The sequence below is a fragment of the Tenacibaculum sp. DPLXC6 genome (genome assembly GCF_056815515.1).
In genome coordinates this window covers 2,500,330-2,522,391 of sequence record NZ_CP141806.1, presented here as the reverse complement: position 1 = coordinate 2,522,391, position 22,062 = coordinate 2,500,330, and the positions used below count along the sequence as shown (strand labels likewise).

The following is a 22,062-nucleotide window of genomic DNA, read 5'->3' as shown; positions in this document are numbered from 1 at the left end:
TATCTTTTATTTGTTAATTGTTTTTTCGTATATTTAAGAAACTATCTCTCTTTAAATCTTCTTATTATGAAAAAAATACTAGTCCCAATCGATTTTTCAAAACCTTCGGAATACGCTTCGAAGCTAGCCTCGACAATAGCTAAAAAAGCTAATAGCGAAGTTCATCTACTTCATATGGTTGAACTTCCTACTGGATTTGTAGACATGGGCTCAGGAACTAACTTTAGTATCCCTGAAAGCATGTTGTATATTAGAAAAGTTCGTGACAGAATGCTTGATTACAAAAAACAGTTTTTTCCAAAAAACAACAATATCAAGCATGCTATCAGGTTTCAAACTCCCTTTGATGGAATTCAAGATTACTCTAAAAAAATTGGAACAGATCTTATTATTATGGGAGCCAAAGGTCACACAAACTTAGAAGAGATTCTTATAGGTTCTAACACTGAAAAAGTTGTAAGAAATTCTGAAGCCCCTGTTATTGTTACTAAAAAAAATGGGGATCATTTCGTTCCTAAGAATCTTGTTTTTGCTTCAAGCTTTAAACCTGATAAAACCAAAGCTTTTGAACGGTTTTTAGACTTTGCTCAAAATTTTGATAGTAAAATTAACTTATTAAAAGTAAACACACCTCAAAAATTTGAAAACACTCAAGAAACCAATAAACGAATTAAAAAATTTATCGAAAAGTATGATTTAAAAAACTACACTATTAATGTTTATAACGATTCTTCAATCGAAAAAGGAATTTTAAATTTTTCAAACAAAATAAATGCAGATATTATTGCTTTAGCTACTCATGGAAGAAGTGGTTTGTCTCATATTTTTAATGGAAGTATTACAAAGCATTTGTCTAAAAAGTCAATAAAGCCAATGCTTACTTTCAAGGTTTAAAAAAACTTTTAATAAAGAAGAAACGCTAAGATAATTATCTTAGCGTTTCTTTTGTTTGGTTAGTTCAAGTTTCAAAAGGTATGTTTAGAGAAGCCTTTTAGTCAACCTCTCTAAACAATTCCTACTCATAATTCAGATTACTTTCTTTTCTTAGGTCGCATTGCTATAATTTTCTTATTAACAACACCTCTACTTGTAATCATTCTAACAATTAAAGCTTGATTTTGAACATTTGACAAGTCAATGATCATTTGCTCTTTAGTTCCTTTGATATAAGAATTATTTTCAACTCTTTTTATCATAATACCATTCATAGTATAAATCTCGATAGCCACATTGGTATCAAACTTATAACTATACTCTACTGTTAGCTCATTTTCAAATGGTACTGGGTAAGCACTAAAGCTTAGTGGCTCCTGAATTTGCTCTTCAACAGGTGCATCACATGGTGCTACAGAACCACCTGGAGTATAAGTTCCTCCATCATCTTCAGATGGAACACATCTACAAACTTCTTCACAAGTTACCGCATGTGCAATTACATATATTGGTCCACTAGCTTCTATAGGTCCTACTGTATAATTGGATACATAATCTAACTTTTTAGTATTAAAATTATATTGTCCAGGCGCTACAGTTTCTTTACCATTCTTCGCAGGATATTTCTCACACCCTATATACACATGTGCTACGCTCATTACATAACCTTCAAATAGATTATACTCCACCGATACATAACCATCTAAGTAAGTAACCGTTACTTCTCCTGTTTGATCACCTTTTGATGGATCACATTGTGCTGCTCCAGTATATAACGGTATAGTATATATGCCCTCTTCAGCAAAATAATTTGTCCAACCCCAACGGTTAAAGCCATCATCTAAGAAACATGTATAATTATCAGCTCTCGCAAATGCAGTTCCACAATTTTCAAACAAATCTGTTTTGTTTGACATTGTAACGGTTTCCGTAACTTTATTACCACAATCGTCTGTAGCAGTAAATACATAATCTGCATATGTAACACAACTTTCTTCTCTTATATTAGTCGGATACGCTACTAAATCACCACCAGCTGAACAATTGTCTGTCCATCTCGCATTCAACACTTCTGGTAATTCACCATTACATAACTCCAAACTTTCTGGTAAATCAACTATTACAGGATCAGTTTCATCGTACATTCTAGTTACACGGATTACTACTTCTGCTGCTGGGTTGCCACAATCATCTGTTGCATTGAACGTGTAGTCTCTGTATTGTGTACAGCCGTCTTCGCCTGTCATTACTTCTCCGGCTACTCCGTTTAGGCTTCCTGATTTCTCGCCTCCGATGCCACAGTTGTCTGTCCAAGTAGTACTTACCACTTCTGGCCATGCTTGGTTACATTCTTCTAGCATGATATCGTCTTGGTCGGCAATCACTGGCGCGGTCTCATCGTACATTCTGGTTACACGGATTACTACTTCTGCTGCTGGGTTGCCACAATCATCTGTTGCATTGAACGTGTAGTCTCTGTATTGTGTACAGCCGTCTTCGCCTGTCATTACTTCTCCGGCTACTCCGTTTAGGCTTCCTGATTTCTCGCCTCCGATGCCACAGTTGTCTGTCCAAGTAGTACTTACCACTTCTGGCCATGCTTGGTTACATTCTTCTAGCATGATATCGTCTTGGTCGGCAATTACTGGAGCGGTTTCATCGTACATTCTAGTTACACGGATTACTACTTCTGCTGCTGGGTTGCCACAATCATCTGTTGCATTGAACGTGTAGTCTCTGTATTGTGTACAGCCGTCTTCGCCTGTCATTACTTCTCCAGCTACTCCGTTTAAACTTCCTGATTTCTCTCCACCGATGCCACAGTTGTCTGTCCAAGTAGTACTCACCACTTCTGGCCATGCTTGGTTACATTCTTCTAGCATGATATCGTCTTGGTCGGCAATTACTGGCGCGGTTTCATCGTACATTCTGGTTACACGGATTACTACTTCTGCTGCTGGGTTGCCACAATCATCTGTTGCATTGAACGTGTAGTCTCTGTATTGTGTACAGCCGTCTTCGCCTGTCATTACTTCTCCGGCTACTCCGTTTAGGCTTCCTGATTTCTCTCCACCGATGCCACAGTTGTCTGCCCAAGTAGTACTCACCACTTCTGGCCATGCTTGGTTACATTCTTCTAGCATGATATCGTCTTGGTCAGCAATTACTGGCGCGGTCTCATCGTACATTCTGGTTACACGGATTACTACTTCTGCTGCTGGGTTGCCACAATCATCTGTTGCATTGAACGTGTAGTCTCTGTATTGTGTACAGCCGTCTTCGCCTGTCATTACTTCTCCGGCTACTCCGTTTAGGATTCCTGATTTCTCTCCACCGATGCCACAGTTGTCTGTCCAAGTAGTACTCACCACTTCTGGCCATGCTTGGTTACATTCTTCTAGCATGATATCGTCTTGGTCGGCAATTACTGGCGCGGTTTCATCGTACATTCTGGTTACACGGATTACTACTTCTGCTGCTGGGTTGCCACAATCATCTGTTGCATTGAACGTGTAGTCTCTGTATTGTGTACAGCCGTCTTCGCCTGTCATTACTTCTCCGGCTACTCCGTTTAGGCTTCCTGATTTCTCTCCACCGATGCCACAGTTGTCTGTCCAAGTAGTACTCACCACTTCTGGCCATGCTTGGTTACATTCTTCTAGCATGATATCGTCTTGGTCGGCAATTACTGGAGCGGTTTCATCGTACATTCTAGTTACACGGATTACTACTTCTGCTGCTGGGTTGCCACAATCATCTGTTGCATTGAACGTGTAGTCTCTGTATTGTGTACAGCCGTCTTCGCCTGTCATTACTTCTCCAGCTACTCCGTTTAAACTTCCTGATTTCTCTCCGCCGATTCCACAGTTGTCTGTCCAAGTAGTGCTTACCACTTCTGGCCATGCTTGGTTACATTCTTCTAGCATGATATCGTCTTGGTCGGCAATCACTGGCGCGGTCTCATCGTACATTCTGGTTACACGGATTACTACTTCTGCTGCTGGGTTGCCACAATCATCTGTTGCATTGAACGTGTAGTCTCTGTATTGTGTACAGCCGTCTTCGCCTGTCATTACTTCTCCGGCTACTCCGTTTAGGCTTCCTGATTTCTCGCCTCCGATGCCACAGTTGTCTGTCCAAGTAGTACTTACCACTTCTGGCCATGCTTGGTTACATTCTTCTAGCATGATATCGTCTTGGTCGGCAATTACTGGAGCGGTTTCATCGTACATTCTGGTTACACGGATTACTACTTCTGCTGCTGGGTTGCCACAATCATCTGTTGCATTGAACGTGTAGTCTCTGTATTGTGTACAGCCGTCTTCGCCTGTCATTACTTCTCCGGCTACTCCGTTTAAACTTCCTGATTTCTCGCCTCCGATGCCACAATTATCTGTCCAAGTAGTGCTTACCACTTCTGGCCATGCTTGGTTACATTCTTCTAGCATGATATCGTCTTGGTCGGCAATTACTGGAGCGGTTTCATCGTACATTCTGGTTACACGGATTACTACTTCTGCTGCTGGGTTGCCACAATCATCTGTTGCATTGAACGTGTAGTCTCTGTATTGTGTACAGCCGTCTTCGCCTGTCATTACTTCTCCGGCTACTCCGTTTAGGCTTCCTGATTTCTCGCCTCCGATTCCACAGTTGTCTGTCCAAGTAGTGCTTACCACTTCTGGCCATGCTTGGTTACATTCTTCTAGCATGATATCGTCTTGGTCGGCAATCACTGGGGCAGTCTCATCGTACATTCTAGTTACACGGATTACTACTTCTGCTGCTGGGTTGCCACAATCATCTGTTGCATTGAACGTGTAGTCTCTGTATTGTGTACAGCCGTCTTCGCCTGTCATTACTTCTCCGGCTACTCCGTTTAAACTTCCTGATTTCTCTCCGCCGATTCCACAGTTGTCTGTCCAAGTAGTACTTACCACTTCTGGCCATGCTTGGTTACATTCTTCTAGCATGATATCGTCTTGGTCGGCAATTACTGGAGCGGTCTCATCGTACATTCTGGTTACACGGATTACTACTTCTGCTGCTGGGTTGCCACAATCATCTGTTGCATTGAACGTGTAGTCTCTGTATTGTGTACAGCCGTCTTCGCCTGTCATTACTTCTCCGGCTACTCCGTTTAGGCTTCCTGATTTCTCGCCTCCGATGCCACAGTTGTCTGTCCAAGTAGTACTTACCACTTCTGGCCATGCTTGGTTACATTCTTCTAGCATGATATCGTCTTGGTCGGCAATTACTGGCGCGGTTTCATCGTACATTCTGGTTACACGGATTACTACTTCTGCTGCTGGGTTGCCACAATCATCTGTTGCATTGAACGTGTAGTCTCTGTATTGTGTACAGCCGTCTTCGCCTGTCATTACTTCTCCGGCTACTCCGTTTAAACTTCCTGATTTCTCGCCTCCGATGCCACAATTATCTGTCCAAGTAGTGCTTACCACTTCTGGCCATGCTTGGTTACATTCTTCTAGCATGATATCGTCTTGGTCGGCAATTACTGGCGCGGTTTCATCGTACATTCTGGTTACACGGATTACTACTTCTGCTGCTGGGTTGCCACAATCATCTGTTGCATTGAACGTGTAGTCTCTGTATTGTGTACAGCCGTCTTCGCCTGTCATTACTTCTCCGGCTACTCCGTTTAGGCTTCCTGATTTCTCGCCTCCGATTCCACAGTTGTCTGTCCAAGTAGTGCTTACCACTTCTGGCCATGCTTGGTTACATTCTTCTAGCATGATATCGTCTTGGTCGGCAATCACTGGGGCAGTCTCATCGTACATTCTAGTTACACGGATTACTACTTCTGCTGCTGGGTTGCCACAATCATCTGTTGCATTGAACGTGTAGTCTCTGTATTGTGTACAGCCGTCTTCGCCTGTCATTACTTCTCCGGCTACTCCGTTTAAACTTCCTGATTTCTCTCCGCCGATTCCACAGTTGTCTGTCCAAGTAGTACTTACCACTTCTGGCCATGCTTGGTTACATTCTTCTAGCATGATATCGTCTTGGTCGGCAATTACTGGAGCGGTTTCATCGTACATTCTGGTTACACGGATTACTACTTCTGCTGCTGGGTTGCCACAATCATCTGTTGCATTGAACGTGTAGTCTCTGTATTGTGTACAGCCGTCTTCGCCTGTCATTACTTCTCCGGCTACTCCGTTTAAACTTCCTGATTTCTCGCCTCCGATGCCACAATTATCTGTCCAAGTAGTGCTTACCACTTCTGGCCATGCTTGGTTACATTCTTCTAGCATGATATCGTCTTGGTCGGCAATTACTGGCGCTTCATCATCTGCTGTAACTGTAAATGTTCTTTCACAAGAAACTACTTGTTCACATTCATCAGAGACTTCATATCTTAAAACAATACTTCCCCCACAAGTATCTGGCGCTTCAAGAGTATTTACATCAACTTCATTTTCTCCTATATAATATTTCTCTACTACTGTTCCATTTCCTCCTGAAGTTGAAAATCCAGATAACCAAGTAGTAAAAGCACTATTAATATCTTCTTGTGAAGTACATTCTGGTATTGTTTGGTTTTCTGGACAAACTTGATTCAAAGGAATTAAAGGCTCTCCATTCACCTCAAAATCATCTTCTGCCGTACAACCAAAAACTCCTGGAGCAAACTCTAAGGTTGCTGCTACACTATACGTCCCTGCTTCAGTTACTTCTAAAGTGTTTCCTGTTTCTCCTTCTAATTCTTCTCCGTTTTTATACCACACATACGTAAAGGTATTTCCTTCTGGAGTTGCAGTTGCTGTTAATGTAATACTGTCTTCTGTACATCCTAAATCTTCACCTTCAATTTCTACTGTTACTTCAGGTGTATCTGCTAAACTAAATGGCCCCGCTAAATCTTTTAACTCTGCGGTAAATGAATCTGAAGACCTTGTTTTTACAATTACACTTCCTAACGGACTTATACAATCTATTCCAGGAGTACTACTTGAATCAAAACCTAATGCTGATGCATTAATTGCTATTTCTGCAAAAGTAGTTTGAGAGTAGTCAGACACTATATTTCCTCCTTTATTAATTGTTCCCCAAGGCCCTGCTGGCACAGGACCAGCGTCATTTACCTGAGAAAATACTGCATCTGGTGCTCCTTGTCTTAATTGTATTTCTGCATATCCATAATTTCCTGCTCCATCACCACCATCATACTGTATATACCCATTATTGTCTTGTTTAAACTCAAATGGTCTAAAAGGCAACGTGTTATGTGTATCAAAATAAGAATCTGGAACCCCTACTAATTCAACCCAAACAAATAGTTTGATTATTGCGTTAGCTCCTCCATTAGCATAATTAACAGAAAGGATGATATCTCCATGTTGTAGTACTGAACCATCTGGATTAAATACATATGGAGTTCTTCCTCCTGTAGCTGATAAGTCCACCTCTGATTGAATAGTTCCACCTACTAAGTTTACTTTTTCTCTAAAATATTCGAAGTCTAAATAGCTATCTCCACTATCATTTCTTGTTGAGGCTCCTAAAAAAGCCCATTCATCTGTTCCCACAGTAGCTCCTTCTCTTCTTAAGTGTCCAAAAACATCTATAATATCATTTTTTTGAGGTACTGAGGCATCAGTAATTGTCCAAGTATTTGGGTTATCATTGTTTTTATCTGACCCTCCTGTAAATACATTTGAATCTGTATTATTACCTTGAGCATTCTGATCCCTGATAAATACAGCATCTATCCACAACCTTCCATCTACAACTGTGTAAATAGGAACACTCATTCTTATTTCAGCAGAAGCATTATCGTCTACTAATAGATTTGCTGTAACTGCTGTTGGTGTTTCGTCTATCACCCCTTTTCCTGAGTCTCCTAAAAACCAATCGTCTGTTCCAAATGGGAAGACTGCTCCATTTGGAAAGGATACTATTCCTGAATACACATCAGCATCAACACCAAAGTTGGCCTGAACCGTTGTTTCTGTATTTACTAATTGTGCATTTACTGCATTTGTTGAAAACAAAAAAAGCACGACAAGAAAACCCGTCATACTATATAGGTACCTTTTAAAACCTTCATCAATGCAGTTTTTTAACGTTTTTAACCCTCTCCTTTTACAGGCAGGTTCTGTATCATTAAGCAACATATTGTAATATTTTACATGGTATTATTCTTTAATTTTATGTTATTAAAGGGGTTACACATCTAGCTGACATAAGAAGCAAATCAGCTGTAAAACATCTATTAAAGAGGTTGTTAAATAACTAAAAGTATTAATCTTTCGTTTTAAGAGAGGTTACAATATAAAGAGGTTAAAAGGGATTTTTTGTTGAGAGGTTACAAAAACTCATGTAAGAAATATGAGTTAGGAGAGCAAAGTTAATCAATTAACACTTATTTAACAACTTCACTTACAGACACTAAAAAGAAAAAGGGGTTTTCCCCCTATATCTAAAATCACTCCTTTAAAGTCATTTAATAGCTACGGAGCTATTGTTTATTGAATTAAAAAGCTTGATCTTTTTTCAGGTAAAATACTTAATTACTAAGGTTTTTTATTGATTTCTTTGTACATTTCAACCAAACCTTCAGCTTCTTTTCGAGCACTCCAATTTTCTTCAATTTCTTTTCTAGCACTACTTCCTAAACTAGGAAGCTTATCATTTATTAGGTTCGTAATTATTTCTTGAAGTTCTGCTGTATTTCCTGAAGTAAACAAGTATCCTGACTTTAAATTTGTTATTAGTTCAGAATGTACTCCAACATTTTTTGTTGCTACTACTGTATTTCCGCACGCCATTGCTTCAGCACAAACTAAAGAAAACCCTTCTGTAAAAGATGGTACTACCGAAATTTTAGCTGCTTGATAATAAGAAACAATATCTAAAGTTTCATCAATAAAATAAACCTGATTTTCTACTTTATTTTTTTTTGCTATAGCTTTTAATTCTTCTAAAAATGGTGGTTTATCTACTTTCCCTACAACAACCAATGCCCAGTCTTTATTTTTTTGTAATTCAGGTGCTACGGCTTCTAATAATACTATTTGTCCTTTCGCCTTTCTCACTCTTCCTGCGCAAAGGATAATATTCTTTTGAGCAATGTTACTTAACTTTTTTTCTGGATTAGGAATAAAAAGGTTTGTATCTACACCATGCGGTACCTTTACGTTAGATATCCCTAAACTCTTATGCATTGAATTTGTTAACGTAACAATCTCATCTGATTTCTTAAGTAAAAACTTAGTAAAACCAGACGGTTCTGTTTCAGCATGTCTTGTAGCTACTAGTTTGAATTTTGCTCCTAAAGCTCTATACCATAGCATTTTTAAAATCTCATTGTTACGATGACAATGAACGACTATATTTTCTTTGGAAAACAGTAACTTTTTTAACTGAGAAACTGTAATTTTTTCTCCTTCTATACCATACCCATACAAATAAGTCGTACACAACCTCTTTAATTCAGGAAGTATATTTTCAATACTTCTTGTTACACCTGTTCTTCGTTTATGAAAGTGAGTATGTATAACTATGAGATTAGAATTCATTTAAGCAAATCTTCTTTCAATGATTTCCAACAACCTATTTTCATATTCTTCCTTCTCCGACCAGTCATAATCTGGTTTTATCATTTTATTGATAAACTTTTTCGCTTCTTTTTCTGTTTTAATAGTATTTAATTGAGATACTACTCTGTTAAAATCGTTTTGATCTCCATTAAACAAATGTTTAACAAAAGCAATTCTATCATTCAAATCAATTTGAATTGTAGTTTGAAAATGGTCATTTAATGATTTCTTAGGAGCTGCCTTAGTGAATAAGTCTGTCATAACATCAACCGAAATGGTATCTTGTAACTCATCTTCTAAAGTTGGAGTTTTTCTTTCCCCAACATCTTTTACATCATTTTTTACATCATCAGCATCTCCATGTAATAGTTCTTCTAACTCATCAAAAGGCTGCTCAATAATTTCATTAGTAATTATTTCTTCATTAATTCCTTCTATTACTTTTTCAGCTATTTCATCTGCTTCTTGCTCAAACTTTTCTTTTAAGTCTTCTTCTAAGTGATGTACTTTTCTATCTTCTAAAGGTTCTTCCTTTTGTACCTTTTCTTCTACAGACTTTTCTACTTTTTCTTCTTCTTGAATTGATTGAATTGGTTGTTCCGTCTTTTCTATATCAGCACCTAAATCACCTATAACCTCTTCCTCTACACTTACCTCTTCTACTTTAGGCAAAATTTCTTCCATCGTTTCTGCCTGCTTTTTTTCTTCAGCAAGTAAAACTTCTTTTAACAGCTCTTCTTTGGTTTTTGTTGGATTTGGAGTGTTATTTATATATTCTTCTACATACGCTAAAACCGAAAGTTTTTCGTAAACCTCATATGCTTTTTGTTTTAACTCAAACACATCTTCTCTATTTTTCATCTGTAAGATACTGTGTGCTAAACTGGTTAAATCCGATGCTAGTTTTTTGTGCATAAGTTGTTGTTTGAATTTAATTTTTGCTGTTAAATTTTAATAAATTTGTTCCTCATTCGAAAGTAATACAAAAATCAATAATTAGAGCTTAAAATTACAAAATGTTTCTTGAAAATACAGTAAATCATACAGAACAATTTGGTTGGATTGAGGTAATTTGTGGCTCAATGTTTTCGGGGAAAACCGAAGAATTAATTCGTAGACTTAAACGTGCGCAGTTTGCTAAACAACGTGTTGAGATTTTTAAACCTTCTGTTGACACAAGGTACGATGATGAGGAAGTAGTATCTCATAATGAAAATAGAATTCGCTCTACACCAGTTCCTGCATCTTCAAACATTAGACTATTAGCTAATGATGTTGATGTTATTGGAATAGACGAAGCACAGTTTTTTGACGACGAAATCGTAGCTGTCTGTAACGATTTAGCCAATAGAGGAATTCGTGTTATAGTAGCTGGTTTAGATATGGATTTTAAAGGAAAGCCGTTTGGACCTATGCCTGCATTAATGGCTACCGCAGAATATGTTACTAAAGTTCATGCTGTATGTACACGTACAGGAAATTTAGCCCACTATAGTTATAGAAAAGCTCAAAGTGATGACTTAGTACTTTTAGGCGAAACTCAAGAATACGAACCACTAAGTAGAGCTGCTTATTATAAGGCTATGAAGGAACACGAAATGCATAATAAAAAAGAACGTAATAATGAACAGTAATCACGTAACCGTATTAGAAATTGATGCTAAAGCTGTACTACACAACTTAGCCTATTTTAAACAGAAGCTACAGCCTACAACAAAAATATTAGTTGTTGTTAAAGCTTTTGGTTACGGAAGTGAGTCTACAGAGGTTGCCAAAATCGTACAAGATCATGTTGATTATTTTGCTGTTGCTTATTCAAGTGAAGGAATAGCTTTGCGCGAAGCTGGAATTTCAACTCCTATTTTAGTTCTAAATCCACAAATTCAAAACTTAAAAGATATTGTAAAATATCGACTTGAACCTAGTTTGTATAGTTTCAAAATATTTGATGCTTTTTTAAAACTTGCTGATGAAGAACCTTTAATGAACTACCCTATACACTTAAAATTTAATACAGGGTTAAATCGATTAGGGTTTTGGCATACTGATGTTCCTACCATTGTAGCAGAGCTAAAAAAATCAAATAACGTAAAAGTTGAGTCTATATTTTCTCATTTAGCCGCTAGTGAAGACCCTCGTGAGCAAGAGTTTACTATTGGACAAATCAACAACTTTGCTTACATAGTAAAACAAGTTTATGAGCACTTAGGATATCAACCTATGATACACATCTTGAATACATCAGGAATTATCAATTACCCACAAGCTCAATTTGATATGGTACGCCTAGGAATAGGTTTATATGGTTTTGGAAATAATGAACAAGAAACCGCTCAACTTAAAAACACACACACGCTTAAGTCTATAATTTCTCAAATCAATATAGTTCAACCAGGAGAAACAGTTGGATACAATAGAGCTTTTGTAGCTAGTCAACCTACACGAAGTGCAACAATCCCTATAGGACATGCTGATGGTATTTCAAGAAAACTAGGAAATAAAAATGGATTCGTTTTCATTAACAATCAACCAGCACCTATCATTGGGAATGTATGTATGGATATGATTATGGTAGATGTTACTAAAATTGATTGTAAAGAAGGTGATGAAGTTATTATTTTCAATCATCAACAACATGTAGAATATATGGCTCATAAATGTGAAACTATTTCATACGAAATACTTACTGCCTTATCTCAACGTATAAAAAGATTGGTGAAAAGTTAATTTTTTTATACTTTTCAATTCAATTAACTATTTAAAATTCAAAAATATGGGAATGCTCAAAGAGTTTAAAGACTTTGCAATGAAAGGAAATTTAGTAGACATTGCAGTAGGTTTTGTAATGGGTGCTGCTTTTAAACAAGTAGTAACTTCTTTTACTGGAGGAATTGTTTCTCCTTTAATTGGACTTATTTTCAAGGCTGATTTTAAAGACGTAAAATACATTCTTAAAGAAGGTGTAGCTGATGAGGCTGGTAAAATAACAGGAGAAGTTGCTATAATGTATGGTGAGTTTTTAACCAATGTTATCGACTTTATTATTGTAGCTTTTGTAATGTTTATGGTTGTAAAAGCTGTAAATGCTATGAAGAAAAAAGAAGAACCTGCACCAGAAGCTCCAAAGGGACCTAGCCAAGAAGAGTTATTGGCAGAAATTAGAGATTTATTAAAAAAATAATCAATTAAATACTTAATAAAAAAGCTCGCAATTGCGAGCTTTTTTATTTTTGATAATTTCATTTATACATGCTTTCCTTTATTCCAACCATGTTTTCCTAAATATTGTTCTCCACTTTCCACTGCACCATCTTCTATACTTGTTCCCATAGAATCATTCCAACGGTTTAAATACCCAAAGAGAGAAATTACGCCTAACATTTCAACAATTTCACCTTCTTCCCAGTATTTATATAATTCTTCTTTAATTTTTTCATCCACCATATTCGGAACCATAGAAGCTGCTAATGAAAAATCTAATGCTGCACGCTCCGCATCAGAAAAAGCTGGATGTGTTTTATATTCCCAAATATTATCTAGTTGTTCTTGTTCTGCACCATAACGTTCTGCGGCACGAATTGCATGAGCTTGACAATAACGACAACCCGTAGCATTACTACTTACCCAAGCAATCATTCTTTTTAATGCTGAAGTTACACGACCATGATTTGCCATAACTGCCTTATTTAAATTGATAAAAGCTTTGGAAATTTCTGGACGTCGTTGCATGGTTAACACTGAATTAGGGCAAAAACCTAATGTTTCATTATAAAAATCGGATAGTTGTTTGGTTTCAACATCGTGGTTTGGATCTAAAGGAGTTACTAAAGGCATAGATTTATTTTTTAAGTTTTTAATACTAACTTTTTACTGTAAGTTTGTGTTACTATTTAAATGTATTAAGTCGAAATATACATTGACTTACTTACGCAATAAACAAAAAATTATCAAGATATGGCAATAAACACAGTTACAACCGTTTGGAAAGAAAACATGCAATTTGAAAGTGATAACCCTAGTGGACATCCAATAGTTATTGATACTTCTGAAGAGCATGGAGGAAATAATACTGGTTTACGACCTAAAGCTATGATGCTTTCTTCTTTAGCTGGTTGTTCAGGTTTAGACATTGTTCCTATGTTAGAAAAAATGCGTGTTAAAATTGATGATTTTAAAATTGTTGTTACTGGTGAATTAACCGAAGAACACCCAAAATATTATCATAAAGTATTAGTAGATTATCATTTTTACGGAAGTGATTTAGATGAGAAAAAAATTAATAAAGCAGTAGATTTATCTATAGAGAAATATTGTGGTGTTATGGAAATGTTTAGAAAATTTGCTGATGTAACTACAGCTATTCATTTACATAACAACTAATTTATTTTTGATAAAATTGCTATGCGCTGGACATTAAAACCGCAACCAGACACCATTAAAGTAAAACAATTAGCTAAAGAATTAGCTATCGATACAACCTTGGCTAAAATTTTGGTACAACGTGGTATTGAAACATTTGATGAAGCTAAACATTTCTTTCGCCCTTCGTTGAGTGATTTACACAATCCTTTTTTAATGAAGGATATGGAAATCGCAGTACAACGCATTGAAACAGCTATTGCAAACAACGAAAACATTTTAGTTTTTGGTGATTACGATGTTGACGGAACTACAGCTGTTTCTTTGATGTCATCATACCTAAAAACAATTCATCCTAATATTGCAACCTATATTCCAGATCGATATGAAGAGGGATATGGTGTTTCCTTTCAGGGAATTGATTTTGCCGAAGATAACGGGTTTTCTCTTATCATAGCTTTAGACTGCGGAATTAAAGCTATTGATAAAGTTGCCTATGCTACCGAAAAAGGTATTGACTTTATTATTTGTGACCACCACAAACCTGGGAGTGAAATTCCTAAAGCAGTTGCCGTTTTAAATCCTAAGCAAATAGATTGTAACTATCCATATGATGAATTGTGTGGCTGTGGCGTTGGTTTTAAATTGATTCAAGCATTAGCTTCAAAAAGAAATCAAACTATTGAAGATTTAATTCCGTATTTAGATTTAGTAGCTACTGCAATTGCAGCTGATATTGTTCCTATGACCGGTGAAAATAGAGTGTTAGCTTATCACGGATTACAAGTTATCAATTCTCAACCTCGAAATGGTATCAAAGCCATTATTCATCAGTTACAAAAAAAAGAACTCACTATTACCGATGTTGTTTTCATAATCGCTCCGCGGATAAATGCTGCGGGACGTATGAAACATGGAAATTATGCTGTTGAATTGTTAACTGAAATGGATTTTGACTCGGCAATTGAATTTGCTTCAGCAATAGAAAAATTTAATTCAGATAGAAAAGAACTAGATAGAGCAATTACCCAAGAAGCTTTATTACAAATTGAAAATAACAACGAACAAGAAAATTACACCACAGTGGTTTTTGATGAAAACTGGCACAAAGGTGTTATTGGTATTGTAGCCTCTCGTTTAACAGAAACCTACTACAGACCTACTTTGGTCTTTACTAAAAGCGGTGATAAATTAGCTGCTTCTGCTCGTTCAGTAAAAGGATTTGATGTATATAATGCTTTAGAAGCATGTTCTGAGTTTATAGAACAATTTGGAGGACATAAATATGCTGCAGGTTTAACGCTCTTACCCGAACAATATGAAAATTTTAAAAATAAGTTCGAAGAAGTTGTTTCCGCTACTATCGAAAAAAGCTTATTAACACCTGAAATTACTATTGATGCTGAGATAGACCTTTCAGAGATTACCCCAAAATTCTTCCGTATTATTCAACAAATGGCTCCATTTGGCCCACTAAATATGAAGCCTGTTTTTACCACTACAGCTTTGAGAGACAATGGTTACGGAAAACAAGTTGGTGCTGATTCTAGTCATTTAAAATTAAATCTTATCTATGGTTCAGATCAAAAAACATATAATGCTATTGGATTTGGTTTAGGTAATAAAATATCTACCATTCAAAATGATTTTGATATTGCTTACACGTTAGATGAAAACACATGGAATGGTTATACTTCAATTCAACTAATGTTAAAAGATTTAAAGTAGCAAAAGCCCCTCTGTTTTTTTTATTTAGAATAATTCCAAATAAACTCATATATTTGTTATCGAAATAAATATAGTTATGGACGGAATTACTAAAATATACAACAACAACATAGGTATTTCTTTTCATTGGAAAGAAAACGATTCAAACTTAGTTCAATTAATATTTAGAGACACAGGCTTTCATTTAACTGAGCAAGAAATAGAGTTATTTTTAGACAAAGTAACTGATTCTAAGCTTCAAAAAAATTGCGCCACTTGTAGTAAAGGTAGAGATTGTAGATCCATCCTACTTCAAACCCCCTCAAATAAAGTTAGCATGGCAGTATCATCAGTTGAATTATGGCAAATAGACGACCTTTTAAAAGGGACTTTGTTCCAACTTAGAATGAATAATTATTTAAATGATATATGTAAAAATTAAAGAGGCTTGCAAAATTTGCAAGCCTCTTTAATTATTTATCTTCTTTAATCAAATACATATATACTGGGTAATGATCACTATACCCTCCTGTATACCTTCCATAAGAAAAGCTTCTGAAAGGATACCCTTTATAACGTCCACTCTTTTGGGTTAAAAAACGCTTATTAAAAATTCCTGACTTAAACATTTTGTATGTTGAAAAATCTTTTTTTCCATTGTCTAATAAAGGAGAGGTGAACATAATTTGATCGAACAGGTTGATATTATCTCTGTATCCAAGCGTATTAAATCCACGACGAAACATATCTTCATACGGATTATAAATATCACCTTCTTTTACATTCTTCTTTTTACTTTTAGTTTGCAAAACAGTTTTAAAGCTAGAGTTGATAGGATCATCGTTAAAGTCACCCATAATTAACACTTTTGGATTCGGATCGTTCAGCTTAATTTTTTCTATAATTTGCTTCACTTTATAAGCTGCTTTTTCACGCAATGGTCTACTTTTTGCCTCCCCCCCTCTTCGAGATGGCCAGTGATTTACAATAACATGTATTAATTCATCATCTAAATAACCTGAGACTAATAAAATATCACGTGTATAAACTTTTCTGTTTTCATCATAAATATTAGGGTTGAACGCCTCAAAATGAATTGGTTTGAAATAACGTGGTTGGTACAGCAACCCTACATCAATTCCTCTTTTGTCTGGAGAATCAAAATGGATAATACTATATCGCTTCTTTTTTAACCTTTCTGACGCTACTAAATCTTCTAAAACTTTTTTATTCTCAACTTCTGCTACACCTAAAATTGCAGGACTGGTCTTAGCCTTTTCTGCTCCTAATTGTAGGATAACCTCTCCCAGTTTATCAATTTTATCTATATAAACCTCTTCTTTATCTCCTTTCATCTCCATAATTGGACTTGCTTCATCATTCTTTTCAGGATCATTCTTAGTATCAAAAAGGTTTTCTAAATTATAAAAACCAACAGTTCTTATTTTATATTTTTTTGCTCCTTGTTGTGCATATGAAGAAAAAACAACAAGAGTTAAGACTAAAAGTAAAGCTATATTTCTCATTTAATAAATTTTACGCGACAAAAGTAAAAACAATTTTCAAGCCAAAACCTATAATTTACACAAAACTAGCTTTCATAACTTTAACTTAATATTAACATAACCATAATTTTCGTAATTTTGCCTCCCTTTTGCCGTAATTTCGGCTCTGGGAATTAATATATTCAAATATTTTATAAACAATCATTTATGAGAAATTTTACGATAACAATGTTATTGCTTTTTTCAGGTTTATTTGGCTTGAATGCGCAGAATATTGTAAAGGGGATCGTAATAAACGGCGATTCTGAACATCCTATGCAAGGTGTTTCTGTAAGTGTAAAAGAAGCTAACGTCACTAGTACTACAGACGCTAGTGGTGCTTTTATACTAAATGGTTTACCAAACGGAAGACAAATTGTAACGGTATCATTAAACGGGTATGAAACCCAAAACTTTCCAGTTGAACTATCTGGAAAAACATTAGATTTAGGCACAATCTTTATGTATGAAGATTTATCTGAAGATCAAGATTTAAGCACCATCACTATTACAGATGATGAGTTAAATGATGATACAAGTGCTGCTGATAACATTTCTGGTTTACTACAAGCTTCCAGAGATGTGTATTTACGTACTGCTGCTTTTGAGTGGAGTGGTTCATTCTACAGAGTACGTGGTTTAGATTCTGAAAACGGTAAAGTTTTAATTAATGGAATTGAAATGAACAAACTATACAACGGTAGACCTCAATGGAGTAACTGGGGAGGTTTAAACGATGTATTACGTAATCAAGAATTTAGTAATGGACTAACTCCTTCAAACTATGCTTTTGGTGGTGTTTTAGGTTCTACAAATATTAATACAAGAGCTTCTGAATATAGTGAAGGAGGACGTATTTCTTACGCTTCTTCTAATAGAAGTTACAACCACCGTCTAATGGCAACATATTCTTCAGGTTTATTAGCTAATGGATGGGCTATAACTGTTTCTGGTAGCAGAAGAGCTGGTAATGAAGGGTATGTTGATGGTACTTTTTACGATGCTAACTCTATCTTTTTATCTCTTGAAAAACAAATTAACGATGCTCACAGCTTAAACTTAACAGTGATTGCTGCAGAAAACGAAAGAGGTAAATCTTCACCAAATACTCAAGAAGTTTTTGATATTAAAGGAATTCGTTATAACTCTTACTGGGGAAATCAAAAAGGAAAAATGAGAAACTCTAGAGTTAAGAGATTATATGAACCAATTGTTATGTTGAACCACTATTGGAACCTTTCTGAAAATACTACATTAAACACTAATATTGGTTTTCAGTTTGGAGAAATAGGTAACAGTCGTTTAGATTATAATGGAGCCAACAATCCTGATCCAACATACTATAGGAAATTACCTAGCTGGTATTTATCAGATCCTAATGGACCTGATTATGAAAACGCATATAAATCATTAACTGGTTTCCAAAACGATGGTCAAATTGATTGGGATGAATTATATATTGGAAACGAAGGAAGCCCAGATAATGCTCGTGTAATTTTATATGAAGATAGAAACGATGATCAACAATTAACTGCTAACATGATTTTCTCTTCTGAATTAAACGAAAACATTGTATTAACTGCTAGTGGTGAATATAGAAAGTTAAAGTCTGAAAACTTTGCTTCTCCTATAGATATGCTTGGAGCCACAAGTTATTTAGATGTAAACACTTTTGGTAATACTTTTGAACAACAACAAAGTAACCTTTTAACTCCTAACAGAACAATTGGATTAGGAGATCGCTTTAAGTATAACTACATATTTAATTCTGAAGTATATGGTGGTTTTGCTCAATTACAATTCAAATACAATAAAGTTGATTTTTATTTAGCAGGACAAGCAAACAATACAACACACCAAAGAGAAGGTTTATTTCAAAACGGATATTTCCCAACTAACTCTTATGGCAAATCAGATAAATTAGATTTCTTTAACTATGGTGCTAAAGGAGGGCTAACCTATAAAATTTCTGGTCGTCATTTAATTGATGTAAATGGTGGTTACATTACAAAAGCACCATCTTTACGTAATTCTTTTGCAAACTCAAGAGCAAACAATGTTACTGTTGCTGATGTTGCTGAATTAAATAGCGAGAAAATATTATCTGGAGATCTTAGCTATATTTTCAGAAGTCCATTAATCACCTCAAGAGTTACAGGTTACTATACTGACATTAAAGATGCTACTGAAATTTCATTCTTCTTTGCTGATGGTATTGGAGGAGATACTTCAGCTTTTATCCAAGAAATATTAACTGGTATTGATAAGAGGCACTTTGGTGTTGAGTTCGGAATTGAAGCGCAAGTTACTCCTACAATTAAATTAAAAGGAGCAGCTAACGTTGGTCAATATACTTACAACAACAACCCAAATTTAGTTATTACAACCGAAAATGCCTCTACACCTGGATTTATCAATGGAAAAAGAGACATGGGAGCTGCTTCTCTTAAAGATTATAAAATCGCTGCAGGACCTCATAAAGCATACTCTTTTGGTTTTGAGTATAGAGATCCAGATTATTGGTTTGTTAGTGTTACTGCAAACTATATGGATGAAGCATATGTAGATGTTTCTCCTATTAGAAGAACTGCTAACTTTGTTAGTGATGCAGATGGAGCTGCTTTTGCAGATTACGACCCTATATTAGCGAGACAATTATTAACTCAAGAACAATTTGATGATTATATGGTTGTAAATGCTATTGGAGGTAAATCATGGAAAGTAGGAGATGGTAAATACATTGGTTTATTTGCTAGTGTTAGTAACTTATTCAACGAAGAATACAAAACAGGGGGTTTCGAACAAGGAAGAAATGCTAACTATCGTGAGCTACGCGACGATAATGCTAACGGAACACCAACTTTTGGAAATAAATATTGGTACGGTAGAGGTACTACTTATTTCTTAAACTTAAATTATAGATTCTAAAAAACACTCAAAATGAAAAAAATAAATTTATACAAGATTTTTGCAATACTTTTTATTGCAATTTCTGCTTCATGTGTTGACAATAACGATTTTGAATTACCAACTATTGGACCAGATAAACAATACGAAAACTTAAAGTCTTTAGACGAAATTATTGCTCAGTACAATGGTGATCCTGTAGAGTTTGTAGAGGACATTACTGTATATGGTTACGTAGTTTCTGATGACAGAGAAGGTAACTTTTTTAAATCAATCATTATTCAAGATAAACCAGAAAACCCAACTGTTGGTTTAGAAGTAAGAATAGATGACACTAATTTAGGGGCTCGCTACAATGTAGGTAGAAAAGTATATATCAAACTAAAAGGGCTTGCTTTAAGTAAATACTTTGCTTCTTTCCAAATAGGTGTTTTAAACGGAAATAGTACGGATAGAATTGACGCAAACGATTATATCGACTTTATTGATAGATCTTCTGAAATTGCTGAAATAGTACCAACCAACTTAACAATTGGAGAGTTAACTGATGCTCACATCAATACATTAGTTAAAATTGAAGGGTTACAATCTGAAGAAAAAGGTTTAACCTATGCTGACCCAGATCCTGATAATACTTTTTCAGTAAACAGGTACTTTACAAGTTGTGAAACTTTTGAATCTATTATCATGAGAACAAGTGGTTTTTCAACTTTTAAATCATATCCTATTCCTGACAAAAAAGGAAGTGTTACTGCTATTTTAGGAAAGTTTAGTAGCGACTATCAATTATACATTAGAGATACAAATGACGTTAACTTTACTGAAGAGTATGGTTGCAATAACAATCCTACTGATGCTTCTTTAGCTGAAGTAAAGGCATTATATACTGGTAGTGAAACTACTGTTACTCAAAACTTAAAGTTAAAGCTTGTAATTACTTCAGATCTTTCTACAGATAATATTTCAAATCAAAATGCATTTGCTCAAGATGCAACAGCTGGTATTGCTTTACGTTTTAGTGATGCTTACGATTTAAAATTAGGAGACGAAATAGAAATTACAGTTGGCGGAGCTAAATTAAGTGAGTATAATGGCTTATTACAATTAAATGTTTCTCCATCTAATATTCTTAGTACAACAGCTGGAACATTACCTACTCCTGAAGTAATTACTATAGCACAGGCTTTAACTGGTGATTATCAAGGAAAGTTAGTACAAATTGAAGGTGTGCAGTTCAAAGACAACACTAAAAATTATGACGGTAGTAATCTGCTAATTTCTGAATGTGACGGAGATGAATTAACAACTTTTGTTAGAGGTCAAGCTACTTTTGCTAACAACCCTGTGAGTGACAAAAGAGGAACTATTACAGGAGTAATGTCTGATTTTAATGGAGTTCAAATCTATTTAAGAAATGAAAGTGATGTAAACTTTACAGAAGACTATACTACTTGTGGTGGAGGTGGTAGTAGTACTACCAATACTGTTTTCTTTTCAGAATTAGCAGATCCTAACAATAATGCTAATGCTAGATTTATAGAATTATATAATTCTGGAACTGATGCCATAGATTTAACAGGATGGGTAATTAGAAGATACACTAATGGTAATCCTGAATCTACTTCATCAATAGATTTAACCGGTAGTACAATTAACGCTGGACAAGCATTTGTTATTGCTGCACAAAAAACTGCGTTTGAAACTGCGTTTGGTTTTGCTCCTGATTTAGCTGCTGACACTGGTGGTCCTGCTGATTCAAATGGTGACGACAACATAGAACTAGTTGACCCAAGCGGTAATGTAGTAGATGTTTTTGGTGTACCTGGTGAAGATGGTTCAGATACAAATCACGAATTTGAAGATGGTAGAGCTTATCGTAAAGCTTCTGTAACACAAGGAAATCCAACATATACATTCTCTGAATGGGATATATGGAATGACACTGGTGCAGCTGGTACAACTAACGCTCCTCAAGACGCTCCTGGTAATTTTACACCTGGAGTAAGATAATCTCTTTATCATAAAAAACAAAAAGCCCAAGTTTTTAA

General features: G+C 35.6%; 14 protein-coding genes. 9 read left to right on the top strand and 5 right to left on the bottom strand.

Annotated features, from left to right (window positions below; all coding sequences use genetic code 11):
• Window positions 1-66: 66 nt before the first annotated feature.
• Window positions 67-894, top strand: coding sequence for a universal stress protein (locus tag VCM48_RS11350; protein WP_274640835.1), 828 nt, complete (start codon window positions 67-69; stop codon window positions 892-894).
• A gap of 137 nt (window positions 895-1,031) precedes the next feature.
• Here the strand turns inward: VCM48_RS11350 and VCM48_RS11345 are convergent, their stop codons facing one another.
• The 3 genes from VCM48_RS11345 to VCM48_RS11335 all read right to left on the bottom strand — a co-directional run bounded on the left by VCM48_RS11345 (window position 1,032) and on the right by VCM48_RS11335 (window position 10,412).
• A complete protein-coding gene (locus VCM48_RS11345) occupies window positions 1,032-8,072 on the bottom strand; it encodes a hypothetical protein (protein WP_482270583.1) in 7,041 nt (2,346 codons plus the stop codon).
• A gap of 399 nt (window positions 8,073-8,471) precedes the next feature.
• Window positions 8,472-9,476: a glycosyltransferase family 4 protein gene (locus VCM48_RS11340; protein ID WP_482270582.1), complete on the bottom strand. Its 1,005-nt coding sequence runs from the start codon at window positions 9,474-9,476 to the stop codon at window positions 8,472-8,474.
• Window positions 9,477-10,412, bottom strand: coding sequence for a hypothetical protein (locus VCM48_RS11335; RefSeq protein ID WP_482270581.1), 936 nt, complete (start codon window positions 10,410-10,412; stop codon window positions 9,477-9,479).
• Window positions 10,413-10,513: 101 nt separating this feature from the next.
• Between VCM48_RS11335 and VCM48_RS11330 the strand changes: the two genes are divergently transcribed.
• The 3 genes from VCM48_RS11330 to mscL are packed head-to-tail and all read left to right on the top strand — an operon-like array spanning window position 10,514 to window position 12,678.
• The gene (locus VCM48_RS11330; RefSeq protein ID WP_274639055.1) at window positions 10,514-11,131 is read left to right on the top strand and encodes a thymidine kinase; all 618 of its coding nucleotides are present in this window, start codon (window positions 10,514-10,516) and stop codon (window positions 11,129-11,131) included.
• The gene (gene alr / locus VCM48_RS11325; protein ID WP_482270580.1) at window positions 11,121-12,224 is read left to right on the top strand and encodes an alanine racemase; all 1,104 of its coding nucleotides are present in this window, start codon (window positions 11,121-11,123) and stop codon (window positions 12,222-12,224) included. Before VCM48_RS11330 ends, alr begins: the two co-directional genes overlap by 11 nt.
• A 52-nt stretch (window positions 12,225-12,276) precedes the next feature.
• Window positions 12,277-12,678, top strand: a complete 402-nt coding sequence (gene mscL / locus VCM48_RS11320) for a large-conductance mechanosensitive channel protein MscL (protein ID WP_274639067.1) — start codon at window positions 12,277-12,279, stop codon at window positions 12,676-12,678.
• Between the two features lie 62 nt (window positions 12,679-12,740).
• Here the strand turns inward: mscL and VCM48_RS11315 are convergent, their stop codons facing one another.
• Entirely contained in the window at window positions 12,741-13,331 is a 591-nt protein-coding gene (locus VCM48_RS11315; protein ID WP_028891788.1) for a carboxymuconolactone decarboxylase family protein, read from the bottom strand.
• Between the two features lie 120 nt (window positions 13,332-13,451).
• Between VCM48_RS11315 and VCM48_RS11310 the strand changes: the two genes are divergently transcribed.
• The 3 genes from VCM48_RS11310 (at window position 13,452) to VCM48_RS11300 (ending at window position 16,005) form a co-directional block, all read left to right on the top strand.
• Entirely contained in the window at window positions 13,452-13,877 is a 426-nt protein-coding gene (locus VCM48_RS11310) for an OsmC family protein (protein WP_482270579.1), read from the top strand.
• A 21-nt stretch (window positions 13,878-13,898) separates the two neighbouring features.
• Entirely contained in the window at window positions 13,899-15,584 is a 1,686-nt protein-coding gene (recJ, locus tag VCM48_RS11305) for a single-stranded-DNA-specific exonuclease RecJ (protein WP_482270578.1), read from the top strand.
• Between the two features lie 76 nt (window positions 15,585-15,660).
• Window positions 15,661-16,005, top strand: a complete 345-nt coding sequence (locus tag VCM48_RS11300; protein WP_482270577.1) for a hypothetical protein — start codon at window positions 15,661-15,663, stop codon at window positions 16,003-16,005.
• 31 nt (window positions 16,006-16,036) lie between these two features.
• Here VCM48_RS11300 and VCM48_RS11295 read toward each other — a convergent pair whose 3' ends face one another.
• A complete protein-coding gene (locus VCM48_RS11295; protein ID WP_482270576.1) occupies window positions 16,037-17,089 on the bottom strand; it encodes an endonuclease/exonuclease/phosphatase family protein in 1,053 nt (350 codons plus the stop codon).
• 186 nt (window positions 17,090-17,275) lie between these two features.
• Here VCM48_RS11295 and VCM48_RS11290 point away from each other — a divergent pair, with 186 nt between their 5' ends.
• Window positions 17,276-20,035 carry a carboxypeptidase-like regulatory domain-containing protein gene (locus VCM48_RS11290; RefSeq protein ID WP_482270575.1) on the top strand — a complete coding sequence of 920 codons (2,760 nt, stop codon included), beginning with the start codon at window positions 17,276-17,278 and terminating at the stop codon, window positions 20,033-20,035.
• A gap of 12 nt (window positions 20,036-20,047) precedes the next feature.
• Entirely contained in the window at window positions 20,048-22,024 is a 1,977-nt protein-coding gene (locus tag VCM48_RS11285; protein WP_482270574.1) for a DUF5689 domain-containing protein, read from the top strand.
• Window positions 22,025-22,062: the final 38 nt, after the last annotated feature.

Coding starts and splice junctions, on each gene's coding strand:
- VCM48_RS11285 (WP_482270574.1), top strand. CDS start 20,048: ATGAAAAAAATAAATTTATACAAGATTTTTGCAATACTTTTTATTGCA.
- VCM48_RS11300 (WP_482270577.1), top strand. CDS start 15,661: ATGGACGGAATTACTAAAATATACAACAACAACATAGGTATTTCTTTT.
- VCM48_RS11335 (WP_482270581.1), bottom strand. CDS start 10,412: ATGCACAAAAAACTAGCATCGGATTTAACCAGTTTAGCACACAGTATC.
- alr (WP_482270580.1), top strand. CDS start 11,121: ATGAACAGTAATCACGTAACCGTATTAGAAATTGATGCTAAAGCTGTA.
- VCM48_RS11345 (WP_482270583.1), bottom strand. CDS start 8,072: ATGTTGCTTAATGATACAGAACCTGCCTGTAAAAGGAGAGGGTTAAAA.
- VCM48_RS11350 (WP_274640835.1), top strand. CDS start 67: ATGAAAAAAATACTAGTCCCAATCGATTTTTCAAAACCTTCGGAATAC.
- VCM48_RS11330 (WP_274639055.1), top strand. CDS start 10,514: ATGTTTCTTGAAAATACAGTAAATCATACAGAACAATTTGGTTGGATT.
- VCM48_RS11310 (WP_482270579.1), top strand. CDS start 13,452: ATGGCAATAAACACAGTTACAACCGTTTGGAAAGAAAACATGCAATTT.
- VCM48_RS11295 (WP_482270576.1), bottom strand. CDS start 17,089: ATGAGAAATATAGCTTTACTTTTAGTCTTAACTCTTGTTGTTTTTTCT.
- VCM48_RS11315 (WP_028891788.1), bottom strand. CDS start 13,331: ATGCCTTTAGTAACTCCTTTAGATCCAAACCACGATGTTGAAACCAAA.
- mscL (WP_274639067.1), top strand. CDS start 12,277: ATGCTCAAAGAGTTTAAAGACTTTGCAATGAAAGGAAATTTAGTAGAC.
- VCM48_RS11290 (WP_482270575.1), top strand. CDS start 17,276: ATGAGAAATTTTACGATAACAATGTTATTGCTTTTTTCAGGTTTATTT.
- recJ (WP_482270578.1), top strand. CDS start 13,899: ATGCGCTGGACATTAAAACCGCAACCAGACACCATTAAAGTAAAACAA.
- VCM48_RS11340 (WP_482270582.1), bottom strand. CDS start 9,476: ATGAATTCTAATCTCATAGTTATACATACTCACTTTCATAAACGAAGA.